At 73.2% G+C, this 16,207-nt stretch carries 27 protein-coding genes; 7 read left to right on the top strand and 20 right to left on the bottom strand.

Features of this window, described 5'->3' with window-relative positions:
- The first annotated feature begins 71 nt into the window (after nucleotides 1-71).
- On the top strand, nucleotides 72-1,121 hold the full coding sequence (locus UQW22_RS04935; protein WP_407319765.1) for a LacI family DNA-binding transcriptional regulator: 1,050 nt from the start codon (nucleotides 72-74) through the stop codon (nucleotides 1,119-1,121).
- A 38-nt stretch (nucleotides 1,122-1,159) separates the two neighbouring features.
- Here the strand turns inward: UQW22_RS04935 and UQW22_RS04940 are convergent, their stop codons facing one another.
- Genes UQW22_RS04940 through rpmB form a run of 9 tightly spaced genes read right to left on the bottom strand, consistent with a single transcriptional unit; the run spans nucleotide 1,160 to nucleotide 3,370 of the window.
- On the bottom strand, nucleotides 1,160-1,432 hold the full coding sequence (locus tag UQW22_RS04940) for a hypothetical protein (RefSeq protein ID WP_407319766.1): 273 nt from the start codon (nucleotides 1,430-1,432) through the stop codon (nucleotides 1,160-1,162).
- 3 nt (nucleotides 1,433-1,435) lie between these two features.
- On the bottom strand, nucleotides 1,436-1,702 hold the full coding sequence (locus UQW22_RS04945) for a GlsB/YeaQ/YmgE family stress response membrane protein (protein ID WP_407319767.1): 267 nt from the start codon (nucleotides 1,700-1,702) through the stop codon (nucleotides 1,436-1,438).
- Nucleotides 1,699-2,007: a hypothetical protein gene (locus tag UQW22_RS04950; RefSeq protein WP_407319768.1), complete on the bottom strand. Its 309-nt coding sequence runs from the start codon at nucleotides 2,005-2,007 to the stop codon at nucleotides 1,699-1,701. The genes UQW22_RS04945 and UQW22_RS04950 overlap by 4 nt, the downstream gene beginning before the upstream one ends.
- A gap of 44 nt (nucleotides 2,008-2,051) precedes the next feature.
- Nucleotides 2,052-2,219 (bottom strand): 50S ribosomal protein L32, encoded by a 168-nt coding sequence (rpmF, locus tag UQW22_RS04955; RefSeq protein WP_407319769.1) that lies wholly within the window; start codon nucleotides 2,217-2,219, stop codon nucleotides 2,052-2,054.
- Nucleotides 2,220-2,228: 9 nt separating this feature from the next.
- A complete protein-coding gene (ykgO, locus tag UQW22_RS04960) occupies nucleotides 2,229-2,351 on the bottom strand; it encodes a type B 50S ribosomal protein L36 (RefSeq protein ID WP_171781804.1) in 123 nt (40 codons plus the stop codon).
- Nucleotides 2,348-2,653, bottom strand: coding sequence for a type B 50S ribosomal protein L31 (locus UQW22_RS04965; RefSeq protein WP_407319770.1), 306 nt, complete (start codon nucleotides 2,651-2,653; stop codon nucleotides 2,348-2,350). The genes ykgO and UQW22_RS04965 overlap by 4 nt, the downstream gene beginning before the upstream one ends.
- 8 nt (nucleotides 2,654-2,661) lie before the next feature.
- Complete coding sequence (rpsN, locus tag UQW22_RS04970) at nucleotides 2,662-2,967, bottom strand: 30S ribosomal protein S14 (RefSeq protein ID WP_407319771.1); 306 nt, start codon at nucleotides 2,965-2,967, stop codon at nucleotides 2,662-2,664.
- A complete protein-coding gene (rpmG, locus tag UQW22_RS04975) occupies nucleotides 2,967-3,134 on the bottom strand; it encodes a 50S ribosomal protein L33 (RefSeq protein WP_407319772.1) in 168 nt (55 codons plus the stop codon). Before rpmG ends, rpsN begins: the two co-directional genes overlap by 1 nt.
- Complete coding sequence (gene rpmB / locus UQW22_RS04980; RefSeq protein WP_171781800.1) at nucleotides 3,134-3,370, bottom strand: 50S ribosomal protein L28; 237 nt, start codon at nucleotides 3,368-3,370, stop codon at nucleotides 3,134-3,136. Before rpmB ends, rpmG begins: the two co-directional genes overlap by 1 nt.
- Before the next feature lie 112 nt (nucleotides 3,371-3,482).
- On the opposite strand from rpmB, the gene UQW22_RS04985 reads away from it, so the two are divergent.
- Nucleotides 3,483-4,631, top strand: a complete 1,149-nt coding sequence (locus UQW22_RS04985) for a GTP-binding protein (protein WP_407319773.1) — start codon at nucleotides 3,483-3,485, stop codon at nucleotides 4,629-4,631.
- Nucleotides 4,632-4,645: 14 nt separating this feature from the next.
- On the opposite strand, the gene UQW22_RS04990 is transcribed toward UQW22_RS04985, so the two are convergent.
- The 7 genes from UQW22_RS04990 to UQW22_RS05020 all read right to left on the bottom strand — a co-directional run bounded on the left by UQW22_RS04990 (nucleotide 4,646) and on the right by UQW22_RS05020 (nucleotide 9,504).
- Nucleotides 4,646-5,182 carry a YdcF family protein gene (locus UQW22_RS04990; protein ID WP_407319774.1) on the bottom strand — a complete coding sequence of 179 codons (537 nt, stop codon included), beginning with the start codon at nucleotides 5,180-5,182 and terminating at the stop codon, nucleotides 4,646-4,648.
- Nucleotides 5,183-5,219: 37 nt separating this feature from the next.
- On the bottom strand, nucleotides 5,220-6,440 hold the full coding sequence (locus tag UQW22_RS04995) for an MFS transporter (protein ID WP_407319775.1): 1,221 nt from the start codon (nucleotides 6,438-6,440) through the stop codon (nucleotides 5,220-5,222).
- Nucleotides 6,441-6,484: 44 nt separating this feature from the next.
- Nucleotides 6,485-6,802, bottom strand: coding sequence for a DUF4235 domain-containing protein (locus tag UQW22_RS05000; RefSeq protein ID WP_407319776.1), 318 nt, complete (start codon nucleotides 6,800-6,802; stop codon nucleotides 6,485-6,487).
- A gap of 110 nt (nucleotides 6,803-6,912) precedes the next feature.
- A complete protein-coding gene (locus UQW22_RS05005) occupies nucleotides 6,913-7,326 on the bottom strand; it encodes an ATP-binding protein (RefSeq protein ID WP_407319777.1) in 414 nt (137 codons plus the stop codon).
- Between the two features lie 62 nt (nucleotides 7,327-7,388).
- Nucleotides 7,389-7,709 carry an STAS domain-containing protein gene (locus UQW22_RS05010; RefSeq protein WP_407319778.1) on the bottom strand — a complete coding sequence of 107 codons (321 nt, stop codon included), beginning with the start codon at nucleotides 7,707-7,709 and terminating at the stop codon, nucleotides 7,389-7,391.
- 99 nt (nucleotides 7,710-7,808) lie between these two features.
- Nucleotides 7,809-8,831 carry a CobW family GTP-binding protein gene (locus UQW22_RS05015; RefSeq protein WP_407319779.1) on the bottom strand — a complete coding sequence of 341 codons (1,023 nt, stop codon included), beginning with the start codon at nucleotides 8,829-8,831 and terminating at the stop codon, nucleotides 7,809-7,811.
- A gap of 112 nt (nucleotides 8,832-8,943) precedes the next feature.
- Nucleotides 8,944-9,504, bottom strand: a complete 561-nt coding sequence (locus UQW22_RS05020; protein ID WP_407319780.1) for a TetR/AcrR family transcriptional regulator — start codon at nucleotides 9,502-9,504, stop codon at nucleotides 8,944-8,946.
- Nucleotides 9,505-9,601: 97 nt separating this feature from the next.
- Here UQW22_RS05020 and UQW22_RS05025 point away from each other — a divergent pair, with 97 nt between their 5' ends.
- Nucleotides 9,602-10,012 (top strand): hypothetical protein, encoded by a 411-nt coding sequence (locus UQW22_RS05025; RefSeq protein ID WP_407319781.1) that lies wholly within the window; start codon nucleotides 9,602-9,604, stop codon nucleotides 10,010-10,012.
- Between the two features lie 58 nt (nucleotides 10,013-10,070).
- On the top strand, nucleotides 10,071-11,303 hold the full coding sequence (locus UQW22_RS05030) for an alkaline phosphatase family protein (protein WP_407319782.1): 1,233 nt from the start codon (nucleotides 10,071-10,073) through the stop codon (nucleotides 11,301-11,303).
- On the opposite strand, the gene UQW22_RS05035 is transcribed toward UQW22_RS05030, so the two are convergent.
- Nucleotides 11,290-11,538, bottom strand: a complete 249-nt coding sequence (locus tag UQW22_RS05035; RefSeq protein WP_407319783.1) for a DUF6480 family protein — start codon at nucleotides 11,536-11,538, stop codon at nucleotides 11,290-11,292. The genes UQW22_RS05030 and UQW22_RS05035 overlap by 14 nt on opposite strands.
- Nucleotides 11,539-11,691: 153 nt before the next feature.
- On the opposite strand from UQW22_RS05035, the gene UQW22_RS05040 reads away from it, so the two are divergent.
- Nucleotides 11,692-12,729, top strand: a complete 1,038-nt coding sequence (locus UQW22_RS05040; protein WP_407319784.1) for a YihY/virulence factor BrkB family protein — start codon at nucleotides 11,692-11,694, stop codon at nucleotides 12,727-12,729.
- 15 nt (nucleotides 12,730-12,744) lie between these two features.
- On the opposite strand, the gene UQW22_RS05045 is transcribed toward UQW22_RS05040, so the two are convergent.
- Nucleotides 12,745-13,401 carry a MerR family transcriptional regulator gene (locus UQW22_RS05045; RefSeq protein ID WP_407319785.1) on the bottom strand — a complete coding sequence of 219 codons (657 nt, stop codon included), beginning with the start codon at nucleotides 13,399-13,401 and terminating at the stop codon, nucleotides 12,745-12,747.
- A 2-nt stretch (nucleotides 13,402-13,403) separates the two neighbouring features.
- The gene (locus tag UQW22_RS05050; protein WP_407319786.1) at nucleotides 13,404-14,270 is read right to left on the bottom strand and encodes a hypothetical protein; all 867 of its coding nucleotides are present in this window, start codon (nucleotides 14,268-14,270) and stop codon (nucleotides 13,404-13,406) included.
- 164 nt (nucleotides 14,271-14,434) lie between these two features.
- Here UQW22_RS05050 and UQW22_RS05055 point away from each other — a divergent pair, with 164 nt between their 5' ends.
- On the top strand, nucleotides 14,435-15,241 hold the full coding sequence (locus UQW22_RS05055) for a maleylpyruvate isomerase family mycothiol-dependent enzyme (protein ID WP_407319787.1): 807 nt from the start codon (nucleotides 14,435-14,437) through the stop codon (nucleotides 15,239-15,241).
- Nucleotides 15,242-15,297: 56 nt separating this feature from the next.
- The gene (locus UQW22_RS05060; protein ID WP_407319788.1) at nucleotides 15,298-15,603 is read left to right on the top strand and encodes a hypothetical protein; all 306 of its coding nucleotides are present in this window, start codon (nucleotides 15,298-15,300) and stop codon (nucleotides 15,601-15,603) included.
- A gap of 73 nt (nucleotides 15,604-15,676) precedes the next feature.
- Here the strand turns inward: UQW22_RS05060 and UQW22_RS05065 are convergent, their stop codons facing one another.
- The gene (locus tag UQW22_RS05065; RefSeq protein ID WP_407319789.1) at nucleotides 15,677-16,171 is read right to left on the bottom strand and encodes a flavin reductase family protein; all 495 of its coding nucleotides are present in this window, start codon (nucleotides 16,169-16,171) and stop codon (nucleotides 15,677-15,679) included.
- Nucleotides 16,172-16,207: the final 36 nt, after the last annotated feature.

Raw genomic sequence — 16,207 nt, forward strand, 5'->3', positions numbered from 1 at the left:
TGGCAAGCGTCACGTCCGGGTGATCATCGACCCCATCAACGCTCGATCGTCGCGACGCCTGCGAGGCCGGGGTGCCTAGGCCCGACGGCGCGGGCGAGCGCCCGCAGCCCCGGCTCGTCGACGTGGCGGAGCGGGCCGGGGTGTCGATCGCCACCGCCTCCCGGTCGCTGTCCGGGCGCGACGGCGTCTCGGCGGTCGTCGCCGCGCACGTCCGGGAGGTCGCCGCGACCCTGGGCTACGTGCCCAACCCGCACGCCCGCACGCTGGCCGGGGGCGCGACGTCCGTCGCCGGGCTGCTCGTGTACGAGATCGGCGACCCGTACTTCTCGGAGATCGCGAGCGGTGTCATCAGCGCGGCCGCCGCGCAGGGGTGGAGCGTACAGATCAGCCACACGGAGCGCGACGCGCGGGCCGAGGCGGCACAGCTCCGCCTCATGCGGGCGCACCGGGTCGGCGCGATCGTCGTCGCGGGCTCGGGGTACGTCGACCCCGCGATGGAGAACGATGTCGCGCGGGAGCTCGAGGCGTACCAGCACGCCGGCGGCCGGGCCGTCGTCATCGGGCGCCACCACGTGCGCTGCGACGCCGTGCTCCCGGACAACAGCGCCGCGGCGGCCAGCGTCGCGGCGCACGTTCTCGGGCTGGGGCACCGCCGGCTCGCCGTCGTCGCCGGGCCCCGCCACCTGAACACGGTGGCCGACCGGCTGCGGGGGATCCGCAGCGCCCTCGACGCGGCCGGCCTCGACCCCGGCGAGCTGCCCGTGGTCTACGGGCCCTTCACCCGCGAGGGCGGCCAGCAGGCCACCGCCCAGGTGCTCGAGCGCCATCCCTCCACCACCGCCGTCCTCGCCCTCAACGACGCGATGGCGACGGGTGTCCTGTCGGTCCTGCGGGAGCGTGGTCTGGCCGTCCCGCGCGACATGTCGGTGACCGGTTTCGACGACATCCAGGTCGCCCAGGACCTCGCGCCCGCGCTCACCACCGCGCGGCTGCCCATGTCGGAGATGGGCTCGACCGCGTTCGAGCTCGCCCTCCGGCCCGCCGCGGCACGCCCGCGCCGCAAGCCGACCGACCACGCCCTGGTCGTCCGGGACTCCACCGCACCCCCGGCGGTGCGGTAGGACTCACCGGTGGATCCGCTCGCCCGGTGCCGGAGCCGCTACGTCGACGGGTTGAGCAGCTCGTACACGGGCGGCGAGTCCTGCGGGCCGCCGGCCGTGTGGCGGAACGCCAGGCCCGAGGCGTCGAACACCTCGAACCACTCGTCCCAGCCGACCGGACGGGGGCCCGAGGTGCTGTCGTCCTGCGGGAAGACGACGGCCGGGACGGGACGGGCGTCACCCAGCCCGGAGGCGTCGATCAGGCCGGGCACGCCGTCGTGCGCCTCGACCCACGAGCGGATCTCCTGGTGGTCGGTGGTCGTCATGCTCATCGGTCACGCCTTCCTGCCGGAGGTGCCTGCCACGAGGGAGACGCCGATCGCGGCCAGGCCGATCTGGAAGGCCAGCTCGATCCAGTCGATGCCGCCCGTGTCCTCGACTCCGATCAGGCTCGCGATCCACGTGCCCACCAGCGCGGCCACGATGCCGACGAGGATCGTCGCGATGATCGAGATGTTCTGACGTCCGCGGACCACCAGCCGTCCGAGCGCGCCGATGATGGCCCCGATGATGATGGCCGTGATGATGCCGCCTGCGGTCATGGCTGAACCTCCTGGTCGTCGGGTCTTTCCCAACCTAGGGCGGGTCCGGCCTCGCTGCACCACGGCGGGCGGCGCCCGCCGGGTCGGCACGGCCAGAGCGGCCCGAGCACCTCGCCCTGGTCGGCGTCCAGGTCCAGGGCGCAGAAGCCGTGGCAGTACAGCAGCAGGTCACGGGTGGCGGCCTCGCCGGGAGCGCCCTCGGCCAGTGCGGCGCGGGTGACGTGAAGGGCCTTGCGAAGACGGCCGTGGACACGGCGCAGCTCCTGGCTCCGGGCGACGAGCCGGGACCGGTCTCCGTCGACCACCAGACGACGATAGCCCCCTGACCGGGGTCAGGGGGCCGTCGCCGTCAGCGGGGGTCGATCCGCCCCTCCCGCACCGCACGGGCGAGACGCGGCGGCACCTGGACCCGTTCCCCGCCGACCACGACCGGCACGAGGGCCGGCTCGACGGCCTTCCACTGCGCCCGGCGGCTGCGGGTGCGTGAGCGGGACATCTTGCGCTTCGGGACTGCCATGGGTGCTCCTCAGCCTTGGCGCGCCTTCCAGCGCGGGTTCTGCTTGTTGATGACGTAGGTCTTGCCACGGCGCCGGACGACCTTGGCGCCGGGCTTGTCCTTCAGGGATCGCAGGGAGGCGCGGACCTTCATCGCGCACCTCGGTCCGCGCCGGCGCCGGCAGCACCGGCGCCGTAGCGGCGGCGGAACTTCTCGACGCGACCCGCGGTGTCCACGACGCGCGCGGCGCCCGTCCAGAACGGGTGGCTCGCGCTCGAGATGTCGACGTCGATCACCGGGTAGGTGCTGCCGTCCTCCCACTCGATCGTGCGGGCTGGGCGCCCGGGGCCCGACGGCGTCTCGCCGGCCAGGGTCGATCGCGTCAGGAACGCGAACCCCGCGCTGGTGTCGCGGAACACGACCGGCCCGTAGGTCGGGTGGATGTCCTTCTTCATGGTCTCCCTCACCAACTTGACTTGGTCACGCCGGGCAGCTCGCCGCGGTGCGCCATCTGACGCATCCGGATGCGGGAGAGCCCGAACTTGCCGACGTAGCCGCGGGGGCGTCCGTCGGCCGCGTCACGGTTGCGGACCCTGGTGGCGCTGGCGTCGCGCGGCTGGCGCTGCAGCTCCAGCACGGCGGTGGCGCGCTCCTCGTGCGTGGACGACGGCGACGCGACGACCCGCTTCAGCTCGGCGCGCCGCTCGGCGTACCGGGCGACGACCTCGCGCCGCCGCTCGTTCGCGGCGATCTTCGACTTCTTGGCCATCAGCGGGTCTCCTTGAACTCGACGTGCCGGCGCACGACGGGGTCGTACTTGCGCAGCACCAGCCGGTCAGGGCTGTTGCGGCGGTTCTTGCGCGTCACGTACGTGAAGCCGGTGCCCGCGGTGGAGCGCAGCTTGATGATCGGACGCAGGTCAGCCTTGGATGCCATCAGACCTTCTCCCCTCGTGCCAGGATCCGAGCGACGACGACGTCGATGCCGTCACGGTCGATCGTCTTGATGCCCTTGGCACTCACACGGAGGGTGACGGTGCGACCGAGGGACGGGACCCAGTAGCGCTTCTTCTGGATGTTGGGGTTGAACCGCCGCTTGGTCCGCACGTGCGAGTGCGAGATCGAGTGGCCGAACCCCGGGACGGTGCCGAGCACCTGACAGCGGGCGGACATGGCTTCCTTTCCGGCGCGACGTCCTGCGACAGGGCGACGCTTTGAGAACACTTCTCATCTAGGGGCTAGAGTGTGCCAGAGACGATTATCATTCTCAACACGAGGAGGCGCTGTGCATTCCCGACCGGACCAGCCCGCGAACGCCCACCTGCCCGCGCTCAGCGTGCTCGTGAGCACCGACCCCGTCCTGCGCGACACCACCGCCGCGAGCCTGACGCTCACGTCGCCGGGCGCCGTCGTCGTCCGCCACGACCTGCTGCCTGACGACGACGCGCTGCGCCGCGTGGTCGTCGACGCGACCGGCGTGGTCGAGGACGTCACCGTCGAGCTGGAGCACGCCTGCGTGTCCTGCAGCGTCCGCGAGGACGCCGTGCCCACGCTCGCGCGGCTCGCCGAGAGCGGTCGCTGGACGGACCTCGTCCTCGCCCTGCCCGTGACCGCAGAGCCGCTGCCCGTCGCCCGCGCGCTGGCCACCTACACCGCCCGCGGCGAGATCCTCGAGTCGTTGCGGTTCACCGCCACCACGGCCGTCGTCGACCTCGACCGGGTCGAGTCCGACCTCCTCGGCGACGACCTCGTGGACGAGCGTGGACTCGCCCTGACCGAGGACGACGAGCGACCGCTCGGCGAGGCGCTCGCCGCCCAGCTCGAGCAGGTGGACGTCGTCGTCACCACCGGCGACGATCCCACCGGCGCCGGGCTGGTCGACCGCCTGCGCGCCGGCGACAGCCAGCGCATCGACGGCGTGCACGAGCTCGACGTCGCCCAGCTCGCCGCCCGCAGCCACGACACGGTCGCCGCCGAGGGCCGGGCCCACCCGCTCGGTGCCCGCCGCGGGCGCCAGGCGGCGACGGACCCGCAGGACCGCAGCTGGAGCCTGCTGCTGAAGTCCCGGCGCCCCTTCCACCCCGAGCGCCTCCTCGAGCAGATCGAGCACCTGGGCACCGGGCCCGTCCGCAGCCGCGGCGTCTTCCACGTCCCGGACCGCCCGGACTCGGTGTGCCTGTGGGACGGCGCCGGCGGAGCCCTGTGCGTCGCCGACCTCGGCACCTGGCAGGAGGTCGCCGGCAACCGACCGCCCGTGACCCGCATCCTCGTCGTCGGAGCGGGCGACCCGGACGAGTCCCGGATGGTCCGCGACCGCATCCTGGACGCGTTCGGCGAGGCGCTCACCACCGGTGCGGAGGTCGACGACGGCGGGCTGCGCTGGCTCGGCAGCAGGGACGTCCTCGAACCCTGGCTCGGCGCCCGGACGGCTTGACGGCCAGGGACCCGCTACGTCCCGAGGACGGTCAGGACGCTCGCGAGGCCGCTCACGAGGACGATGCCCGTTACCACCACGACGTGGACGGCCGGCCGGCGGCGCAGCACGGCCACGAACTCGCGCAGGTACGCGCTGGGGTAGAAGTACCCCGCCGTCGGCGCACCGATCGCGTGGACGTCGAGCCCCAGGTCCATCGCCTCCATGGCGGCCCGCGGTGCGTGGTAGCTGTTCGTCGCCACCAGGTAGGGACCGGTGAGTCCCGCGTCGTCGAGCAGCGCGCACCCGAGGGCCAGGTTCTCCCGCGTGGTGCGGGCGCGGTCCTCGACGAGGATCACGTCGCGCGGAACACCCTCGGCCACCAGCCACTCCGCCATCGCCAACCCCTCGGGCCGGTCCTCGTCGGCACCCTGCCGTGCGGCACGAGCGCCGCCAGCTGTGCCAGCACGCCCCCGGCGGAGTACACGGACGCGATGAGGGGGAACCCGTCGCGCAGCCGGCGGCGGTCGGTGCGCAGCGACACCGCGAACCACGTCGTCCAGAAGGCGCACACCACGACGGAGCCGACGACGGCGAGCCAGTCGGCGCTCATGCCGTCCGGCCCGTCCGGTCGCGAGTCCCGTTCGCCACGAGGACCGCGATCGCCACCACCACGCACAGGACGGCCGTCGTCGCGAGGCCGGCGGCGAAGCTCGTGCCCGCCGCGACGAACCCGACGACGAGCGACCCGAGGCCGGTGCCCGCGTCGAACCCGATGTTCCACACCGTGCTGGCGGTCGGGTGGGAGCGGCGCGGCACCGCGGCGAACGCCTCCACCAGCGTGAGGTTCTGCAGGCTGCCGTAGGACAGGCCCACGACCGTCATCCCGAGCACCAGGGCGACCGCACGTGGACCGCCGTCGGCGATCGCCCAGGCGCAGACGACGAGCCCGGCCGCGCACAGGCCGAGGAGCGGCGCCAGGAAGGCCCGCGGGCCGTGCCGGTCCGCCGGGCCACCCACCGCCCAGCGCGAGAACGCCGTCGCCGCCGTGAACCCGAGCAGGCCCACCACGGCCACCGCGACGCTGCCGGCGAACTGCGGGGTGAAGGTCAGCAGCGCCCCGCCCGGCGTGGTGACCGCCAGCAGGACGAGGGACGGCAGCGCGAGGCCGAGCAGGCCGCGCCGGCGGGCGCTCGCGGGTCCGCTCTTCTCCGCGACGTCGTGCTCGTCGTGCTCGGCCTCGACCTGTTGCAGGCGGCGCCCCAGCACGGCCGCCGCCGGGGCGGCGAGCGCCGGCAGCGCCCCGAGGGCGAACACGACGGGGAAGTCGAGCGTCTCGGCGATCCAGGCGGAGCCCGGCACCAGCAGGAGCTGCGGGATGGCGATCGACAACCCGTACAGGCCGATCGCCCGACCGTGCCGCGGCCCGTCCACGAGAGCGGCCACGGCGCTCGACCCGCAGACCGTGAGGACGGCGAACCCCATCCCCCGCACGGCCGAGAGCACGAGCAGCCATGGCAGCGCGTCGGTCAGCACGAACAGCGCGGAGGGCAGGCCCAGCAGCAGCACGCCGGCGACCATCGTGGGGCGCCAGCCGACGCGCCGCAGCGCGGTCGGCATCATCGTCTGGGTCAGCACCGTGGCCAGCATGAGGACGGCGTTGACGAGCCCCGCCCCGCCGGAGTCCGCGCCGCCGTGCACCGCCCACAGCGGAGCGACGGGCAGGAGGAGCGCATAGCCGGCGAACCCGAGCGCGGACATGGTCAGCAGGGCGCGCATGCCCGGTACCCGGGTGATCGGTCCGTCGGGCGAGGTGGAGGGGTGACGCATCACCAGCAACCTATCCCGCCCGGGCGGTGCCGCGACCCGCTGCGTCAGTCGCCCGGCCACTCCCCCGTCCACCGCTGGAAGGCGCGCGCGCCGCCACGGTCGATGAGGGCCTTGACCACGGAGAAGACGGCGCCCTGCAGCAGCGAGGCGAGGACGATCTCCTTGAGCGGGTACTCCGACTGCAGCGGCGTCGGCGGATCGTCCGGGTGGCCGGGGGCCACCCGCTTGTAAACCTGCCGGAACACCTGCCCCGCCACGATGCCGCCGACGATCGACCCGGCGAGGCCGAAGGGACGGTAGAGGATCTTGGCGCTCTTGCTGCCGGCTGCCTCGCGACGGGTTCCGTCGTTCTTGTGGCTCATGCTCCGACGCTAGGACGGGTCGGCCGTGCACGCAGCCCCGCCGCCGGGACCGGCAGACCGATCGCGACGGCCGTCGTGAGGGCGGGTGCGGGAGGTCCGCACCGGGTCGGTCAGACGGCCGGCTCGGCCTGGTCGCGGGTGTGCACGCCGCAGCGCACGGTGAACCGGGCCCAGACATGCTTGGCGGTCGCCGTGCGGAACCACCCGATCGTGTCGGCCAGCCGGGCGGCGAGCAGCAGGCCGAAACCTCCCTGGCCCGAGGGACGGTCCGCGACCCGCTCGGGCACGCGGTCGGTCGCCCGGTCGACCACCTCGAGCAGGTACTCGCCGTCCCGCGCCGACAGCCGCACGAGTGCTGGTTCGCCCGCATAGCTCAGTGCGTTGGTCGCCAGCTCGCTGGCGACCAACATCACGGACTCCGGCACGCCCTCCAGTCTCGTCCCCGGCCTCCCGGGTATCACGGCGCCGAGGTCGTCGCGGATTCCTGCCAGCTCGTCGACCGCCAGCAGGGGCCAGGAACGCACCTCACGGAACCCTCGGGGAGATCGCGCCTCGGGAAGAGTCTGGTGCACCACGTTCGTCCTCCTCAGGTGTCGAGGACGAACAGCGTATCGACGCCGGTGATCCTCAGCAGGTCGACGACCTTCGTCGGAGCGCCGACCAGGCGCGGCGGCGTCGGCTTCGCCTCCGCCGCGGTGCAGAGCAGGCGCAGGCCTCCCGAGTCGATGAACGCCACTCCGGCGAGGTCCACCGTGAGGGTTTCTTCGCCCGTCCGGCGAAGGTGGTCGGCCACCTCGGCCTCCACCTGCTGCTGGACGGCTCCGTCGATCTCGCCCCACATCACCCAGTGTGCACGGGACGGGTCGATGCGGACGCCGCCATGAGTCAATTGGTCGTTCACGGTCACCCTCGCTGACTGCTCGAGCGGCCGCGGCTGCTTCACGACCGGTCACATCTTGCCCGACGCGCGCCGCAGGCGCAGCATCGTTCCCGGCCCCGCCGACGGTCAACGGCTGAGCCGGCGGTGCCTCTGCAGCCGCGAGAACCCTCGCGCGTCGGGGACGTCGCTCGTCGCCAGCGCGTCGGTGACCCGTTCGCGGACGGCGGCGACGTCCAGGTGCATCCCGATCGCGACCAGGCCCTCCACTCCGGGCGACGGGACCGAGGTCGCGACGTGCACCGACCGTCCGACGACGTTCACCAGGTACGTGCGCACGTCGCGGGTGGTGCGCACGGCGACCCGCCCCTTGATCCGGTAGACACCACCGGCCGGCGGCAGCTCCAGGAGGTCGACGAGCCGGCTGGCGCTGACCGGGCCGTGCGCCGGGACGCTCACGGCGTCGGCGTGCACGTGGTCCTGCGTCCGGGACCCGCGCAGCAGCGCGGCGAGCGGGAGCTGGTCGGGCGGGTCGACGTCCTGTGCGGCGTCGTAGACGAGGTCGGGGTCGATGCGGCCGTGGTCCGTCGCCACCACGTGCGCCCGGGGGTTGCGTCGGAGCACCCGGTCACGGACACGGGTGAACCTGGCCTCGCGCTCGTCCGGTGCCAGCAGGTCGAGCTTGTTCACCGCGACGAGGCCGGCCGCGCCGTGGCGGACCGGCGGGTCCGCGCCGGTGTCCACGGTGTCGAAGTGCTCGACGGCGTCGACGACGTCGACCACGCCGCCAGGGCGCACCCGCTCGACGCCGCTGAACCGGACGAGCCGGGCCAGCGTGACCGGGTCGGCGATCCCGCTGGCCTCGACGATGACGGCGTCGAGGCCCCGGCGTGGTGCGGTGAGGACCTCCAGCGCGTCGTCGAGACCCCCGGCGTCCGGCAGGCAGCACAGGCACCCGCCGGAGATCGCGGCGGGCTCGTCGATCTGCCCGGTGACCAGGCCGGCGTCGACGGCGATGTCCCCGAAGTCGTTGACGACCACGCCGACCTGCGCACCGGGCCGGGTCAGCAGGTGGTTGAGCAGCGTGGTCTTGCCGGCGCCCAGGTGCCCGGCCAGGACGACCACGGGCACCTTGCGGGAGTCGCTGCGCATCGGTTCCCTTCGTGACGAGCGGAGCCCGGCGGACTACATGAGAAGGGTTCTCATCCTGCCACGAGGCCCCGGCCGACGTCGCGGCCCGGGCGGGGAAGCGGCCGGCCGTGCCTCAGTCCCTGATGATCGAGCGGCCCGCCCACAGCGCGGCCGCATACGCCTCGTCGCCGTCGTGCGGCAGGAAGCCTCCGAGCTCCAGCATGACGAGACCGTGGACGTAGCCCCAGAGCCGTCCCGCCCGGACCGTCGCCTCCTCGGGGGTGGACCCGGTGGCGCGCGCCACACCCGCGACGAGGACGTCGAAAGTGGGCTCCGCACGGTCAGGCGGCACGCCCTCCGGCCGACCGGCGAACATCACGCGGTAGAAGTGCGGGTTCTCCCGGGCGTTGGCCCGGTAGGCCACCCCGAGGGCGAGGAGGTCGGCCGCCGGGTCGTCGGTGCGGTCGACCGCGGCGAGGTGGGCGGCGAACCGGCCGAAGCCCTCGTCGACCACGGCCTGGACGAGCTCGTCGCGGCCGCCGAAGAGCGCGTAGACCGCCGCCGTCGTGGTTCCGGCAGCCGCAGCGACGGAGCGCAGCGACAACCCGGCGGTGCCGTGCTCGGCCACGGCGGCGGACGCCGTTTCCAGCAGCCGGCGGCGCACGGCCTCGTCATGGACTCGCGGTCGGGGCATGGAGGCATCGTAGGGCCTTGCGCGCAGTTTCCTCACACTGTTAGATAACAGCGTTAGATAACAGTGTGAGAAAACTCGCCGATCCCGGAGGTACGCCATGATCGAGCTGTCCGACCTCGCCCGCCTCACCGCAGGCGTCGTCCTGCTCGCCACGACCGCTGTCGCCAGCGGCGGGTTCTTCCTCACCAAGGTCGCCCGCGGCACGGTGCCGGTCACCCCGTTCCAGCAGGCGTTCTTCCGCGCCGGCCACGCCCACGCCGGGGTGCTCATCATCCTCGGCCTGGTCTGCCTGCTGCTCACCGAGGCGTCCTCGCTGAGCGGCGGTTGGCAGTGGCTCTCCCGCTCCGGGGTGCTGGTCGCCGCGATCCTCATGCCGGCCGGCTTCTTCCTGTCCGCCGTCGGCGCAGGTCGTACGCGGCCCAACCGGTTCATCGTGCTGCTCTGGGCAGGGGCTGCTCTCCTCGTCGCGGGCCTCGGCGCCTGCGGCGTCGGCCTGCTCGTCGCCTGAGCCGCCGTGTCGCCGTAGCGCCGTGCCGGAGAGCGCCGGTCCGAGGACCATGGACGGCATGGACCCGACCGCCGCACCCGAGCCGAGGGCCGACCACGTCGTGCTCCTCGCCCTGGACGGGTTCGACGCCGGCTACGTCCCCCTGCTCGACAGCCTGCCGACGCCGCACCTGGACGCCCTCCTGCGCCGCGGGAGCCTCACCACCGGGACGGGCGTGATGCCGAGCATCACCAACCCGTCGTGGACCTCGATCGCCACCGGCGCCTGGCCGGACCGGCACCTCAACTCCGCGTTCTGGTACGACCCGGAGGGCCGCGTCGCCCGTGGGCAGCAGCGCGACGTCGCCGTGCCCACCCTGGCGGAGGCCGTGCGCGAGCAGGGCGGCACCGTGCTGTGCGTCCAGTGGCCCGTGCTGCAGGGCCACGGCACCGCGTTCGGCGATCCCGACGGCCTGTACACCCGGCCGGGAGGCGACTGCGCGCGCCGTGTCGACGACGCGGTCGCGGTGCTGCGCGGTGAGCCCGTCGACAGCGCGGGCAGGCCCGCGACCCTGAGCAGGCTGCCGCAGCTCCTCGCGGTGTACTGCGACGTCCTCGACGCCCTCGGCCACGCGGGCGGCGACCGGCACCCCGGCATCCCGGCCGCGCTGCAGACCATCGACGCGCAGGTGGGCCGCCTCGTGGCGGCCGTCGAGGACGCCGGCATCGCCGCCCGCACCGCGTTCGTGCTGCTGGGCGACCACGGCATGAGGACGTTCGACCGGGGCTTCGGCCGGGCGGCCCGCACCGCGATCAGACGGGCCGGGTACCGGGCTGAGGTCCTGCGTCCCGGGGAGACGCCCCGACGCCGGACCGACGTCGTCGCCGTCGTCGGCGGGGTCGCGAGCCTGCACCTGATCGGCCGCGCGGCCGGCGACCGCGGAGCCGTCGCGGCGATCCGCGCGGCGCTCGAGGCGCTCCCGCAGGTGCGGGCCGTCCACGGCAAGGACGAGCAGGCCCGGATGCGGATGAGCCCCCGCTACGGCGAGCTCGTCGTCGAGCCGCGGCCCGGCTGGTCGTTCGGTTCCACGCCCCGCCGCGCCGCCGGCCGGCACGGGACACGTGCCGAGCTGCAGGTGGCGTTCGCGCTGGCCGGTGCCGGGATCGCGCCGGGCCGGGCGCCGTCGGACCCCCGGCACGTCGACGTCGCGCCCACCGTGGCCGCGCTGCTCGGCATCTCACCGCCGGCTGGTGCCGAGGGCCGGGTACTCGCCGAGGCGCTGGCGGCGCACCCGGGCCTCAGCCGCCGGTGAGCACCACGAGCCGCTGCGTCGCGCGCGTCATGGCGACGTACCGGTCCACCACCAGCCCGATCGCCACGAGCCACACCCAGGGCGTGGCGCGGCGCGGACCCTGCTCGTCGTGGCCCTGCGGAGCGCTCATCTGGCCCGCGGCCGGCGGGGTGTCCCCCGGCTGCACGTCCGTCTCGCTGTCCTGTCCCGGCTCCGGCTCCGGCCGGTGCGCCCGGTCGTCGGCACCCTCTGTCATCAGGACCTCCGTCCCGTCGAGGTTCCGGACCACCGTAGGCACCGACAAGGTCTCGCCGCGCGCGCTGGGACGTGGCGCTGCGGCGATCTCGCGTTGCGGACATCCGCGGCGACGCAGAGCCTGGTAGCAGGACCGACGACACCTGGAGGGCCGATGGCTGACACCGACGAGTCGCGCACAGATCGGACGCACCGCGACTCCAGCAAGCCCGACTCCCCGCCCGATATGAAGGGACCGCACTGGAAGCTCGCGCTCAAGGGAGCGTTCCGCGAGTTCAGCGACGACCAGTGCACCGACCTCGCCGCCGCCCTCACCTACTACGCGGTGCTGGCGTCCGCGCCGGCTCTCCTCGCCCTCATCTCCGTGCTCGGGCTGGTCGCCGACGCCGAGGCGGCGGTGAGCTCGGTGATGAACACCGTCTCCGACTTCCTGCCCGAGGAGACGCTGTCGATCGTCCAGCCGCTCGTCGAGAACGCCGCGAACTCCACCGGTGCGGGCCTCGCCCTGATCCTCGGTGTCGCGCTGGCCCTGTGGTCCGCCTCCGGGTACGTCACCGCCTTCAGCCGCGCGATGAACCGCGTGTACGAGGTCGAGGAGGGCCGTCCGATCTGGAAGCTGCGCCCGGTCATGCTGGTGATCACCGCCGTCGTCCTCCTCCTGGTGATCCTGGTCGTCGCCAGCCTGGTGCTGTCCGGGCCGGTCGCCTCCGCCGTCGGCAGCGCCGTCGGGCTCAGCGACGTCGCGCTGACGGTCTGGAACATCGCCAAGTGGCCCGTCGCGCTGCTGCTCGTCGTCATCGTGATCGCGCTGCTCTACCACTCGACGCCGAACGTCAAGCAGCCGAAGTTCCGATGGGTCAGCGTCGGTGCGGCCGTCGCGATCGTCATCTGGGCGCTGGCCTCGGCCGCGTTCGGGTTCTACGTCGCCAACTTCGGCAGCTACGGGTCGACGTACGGCACCCTCGGTAGCGTCATCGTGTTCCTGCTGTGGCTGTGGATCACCAACCTGGCCCTGCTGTTCGGTGCGGAGCTCGACGCCGAGATGGAACGCAGCCGTGAGCTGCAGGGCGGCATCGCCGCCGAGGAGACCATCCAGCTCCCGCCGCGCGACACGCGCGCCAGCGACAAGAAGGCCGCCAAGCGGGACGATGCCGTCGCCGAGGCGCGGGCGCTGCGCCGTCGGACGGAATGACCCGGCCCTTCCCCGTCATCCCTCGTCTGGCACCGCCCCGCCGGACGCCGCGTGCTCCGACTCGAGATCGAGGCCGAGCTCGTGGTGCGCCAGGCGCCGGAGGCCGAGCAGTAGGGGCTCGTACAGCGCGGTGCCGAGAACGGCGAAGGTGGTCGCGAGCTCCACGTCCTGCCACGGGATGCGCGCGAAGTCGGCCCTGGCGATCCGGCGAGCGGCCTCGCCGTAGACGGCGATCTGCTCGTCGTCGAGAGTGATGCCGGCGTTCTCCGCGACCTCCAGCGCCGCGTCGAGCTGGCGGACCGTGGACGCGTCCGGCTCGAAGCGGAAGTCGAGGTGCTGGAGCAGCCCGATCGCGCGGTGCGGCTCCGCCGCGCTCGGCTCGTCACCGTTCTCGCCGACTGCCGGGAGCGCTGATGTCGCCTTGCCCATCGCCTCCAAGGGGGCCAGGCCGGGAGCGTCGATGATCGACAGCACGTCGCGCACCTGGGTGATCGACGCACCGAGGACGTGGATCAGTCCACGGATCAGTCGCAGGCGCGAGACGTGATGCTCCTCGTACGCGAACTCACGGGCGTTCACGGTCTCGCCGGGAGTCAGGAGGCCCGCTCGCAGGTAGTACTTGACCGTCGCCACCGGGACCCCGGTGACGTCGGACAGCTCGGAGATCCGCATCCTCACCCCTTCCCGGTGTCGACAGGCCGACGAGGCTGCCTCGTCATGTGTTCGACGGCGGTGGCGTCACCGCCGGGCGGCGCGGAGGAGGTGCCGTCCTCGTCGCGCGACAAGACGGCTCGCGCGAGCTCGGTGAGGATCGCTGCACGCCCCTCGACACCTTCGGGTACCGAGGAGCACAACGCCACGTAGGTGTTGACGTCGGCCATACGTCGCTCGTACACCGTCTGCGCACTCCTGTGCGCGCGATAGCCGCGTGCGCAGAACGAGATCGCGAAGATCAGGAGCGCGGTCGCCAGCATCTCCGGTGCGAGCGTGACGGCGAGTCGGCCCCACCCGTCCACCTCGGTGTCGGTCGCGCCGCCCCCGAGCAGCAGCCAGGCGACGACGCCCGCGACCGTCGCGGCACAGATCCCGACGCCCAGCAGCCACCGCCTGGCCGCCGAGGCGTGCTTCTCGGCTCCCTCGCCGTAGCTGCCCGCCAGGGCTGCATCGCCGAGGAGCACCGCACCACGCGCCGGGCCCGTCCGGACGTGTGGCCCGACGACGGTGGCCACCGCGTCGGCGATGTGGGCCACCTCGGCCAGGACGCCCCCGGAGCCCGAACGGTCCACGGACCCACTGGGACGGTCGAGAAGCGGGGCGAGGCAGGTCGCGACCTGGTGTCCGAGGTCATCCTTGAAGCCTCGTGCGGCGGTCCTCACGTAGTGGGGGACGGTGAACCGGTCCTCGCCGTCGAGCGCCAGGAGAATCATCCTGGCGCCTCGGTACGAGCGCACGGCCTCGCGCTGGTCCGGGTCCCGGTCCGCGAGGTCTCCCCACCGGTCGGGGTCCGGCAGGTCGGACCAGTCCTGCGCCACGATTCCCACACGCCTCACCCTCCCACCCGCACGCCACGTCCCGAGCAAGACTAGCCCCGGGCACCCCTCGACCAGCAGGCTCACTGCATGCGGACAGCACCCCGAGAGATGTCGCCGTGTGACCACGTGTGTTGACTGGCCAAGGAACCGTCACTGCGAAGAGAGGTCAGGCCATGACGTCCACTCACGAGATCCTCGACGACTTCCTGCTTGAGTCCGCGACGCTTCGCGACCTCGTCGCCCCGCTCGACGACGACCAGTGGGAGCTGATCACCCCGGCCGAGCCGTGGCGCGTGCGCGACCAGGTCGCGCACCTCGCGTTCGTGTTCAACCTCGCCGCCGCGGCTGCCTCGGACGCCGACCGGTTCGCCGAGATGACGGCACCGGCCGCCGAGGTCGGTTTCGACACCGCGGTGAACCACGCGCTGGCATTGTTCAACGGGGGAACGCCCGCCGACGTGCTGGGGCGGTTCGACGCCGCTGTCGGCGACGTCGAGCGCGCGCTGCGCTCGCGCCGACCGGACGAGGTCGTCCCGTGGCTCGTCAACCCGCTGCCCACGGCCGTACTGACAGCGGCCGGCATGCTCGAGCTGTTCGCGCACGGCCAGGACGTCGCGGACACGGTCGGCGCCGAGATCGTCCGGACGGACCGCGTCCGCCACCTGGTCCCGTTCATCCACCGAACCATCCCGTTCGGCTACCAGGCCCGCGAGATCGACCCGCCGCGGAGCGACTTCCGGTTCGCCGTCAGCCTCCCCTCGGGTGAGACCATCGACGTCGGCGACCCTCACGCGCCCAACATCGTGTGCGGCGAGGCGGTCGATCTGGCGCTGCTGGCTTCACGCCGTCGACACCCCGAGGACCTGGTGCTGCACGCCATCGGACCGGAGGCGTGGGGCTACCTCGACGTCGCGCAGGCCTACCGGGGCCCGGCGGGCACGGGCCGCGAGGCGCTCGGGCGTCGCGCCGAGATCGCCTGACCGTGCCTATCCCCACGACGTCGGCAGCAGAGCCCGCTCCGACCAGAGGAGACGCCGTGCTGAGAGCCATGAGGTACGAGGTCCGCGAGGATGCGGTCGAGGCGAACAAGGTGGTCGTCCGGGCCGTCGTCGCGGCGCTCGAGGCCCGCGGGCACGCCGGGACCTATCTGTCGACGCACGTCGCGGGGACAGGCACGTTCGTCCATGTCGTCGACCCGGCGGTCGAGGAGGTTCTCGGCGAGCTGCCCGAGTTCGCCGAGTTCCGGCGCAGCCTGCGCGACGTCCTCGTCGCGGGCCCCGTCCCCCACCAGGTCACCGTCGTCGCCGGCGCGATCGCGGCCACGGGGCCCGGCGCGGGGTAAGGCACGACCCCGCTATCGGAGGGCCTCCCGTGCGGCGTGGCGACGGACGATCGCCGCACCGCGTGGGAGGCCCTCAGGCGACGCCGGAAGCCTGGAACGTCGTCGGTACGGGCTCTGGCGCGCCCAGCCGGCCGAACCCGCCGTCGAAGAAGGTGAGGGCACCGGGGACACCCTCACCGCAGCCGAGCACCCGGGCGACGACGATGGCGTGGTCCCCACCGGGGTAGACGTCCGCGACCTCGCACTCGAGCCATGCCGTCGCCCCAGCGAGCAGCGGCACCCCGGTGCCCTGACCGCACCACCACGAGAGGTCACCGAACTGGCGCCAGCCGCGCGGCCTCGCGCGGTCCGCGAAGTGGCGGGCGATCGGCTCCTGGTCGTCGGCCAGGATCGAGACCCCCAGGCACGAGCCCGGCGCCAGCAGGTCGTGCATCCGCGCGGTCTCCGCGACGCACCCGAGCACCAGCGGCGGTTCGCACGACAGCGACGTGAACGCGTTCGCGGTCATGGCGTGAGCGTGCTCGCCGCACGTCGTGAACACGGTGACGCCGGTCGCAAAGCGCGACATCACCCTCCGGAGCCTCGTGGGGGTCACCTGGTGCAC

It is taken from the genome of Isoptericola halotolerans (genome assembly GCF_045689585.1).
Lineage (GTDB): Bacteria > Actinomycetota > Actinomycetes > Actinomycetales > Cellulomonadaceae > Isoptericola > Isoptericola halotolerans_B.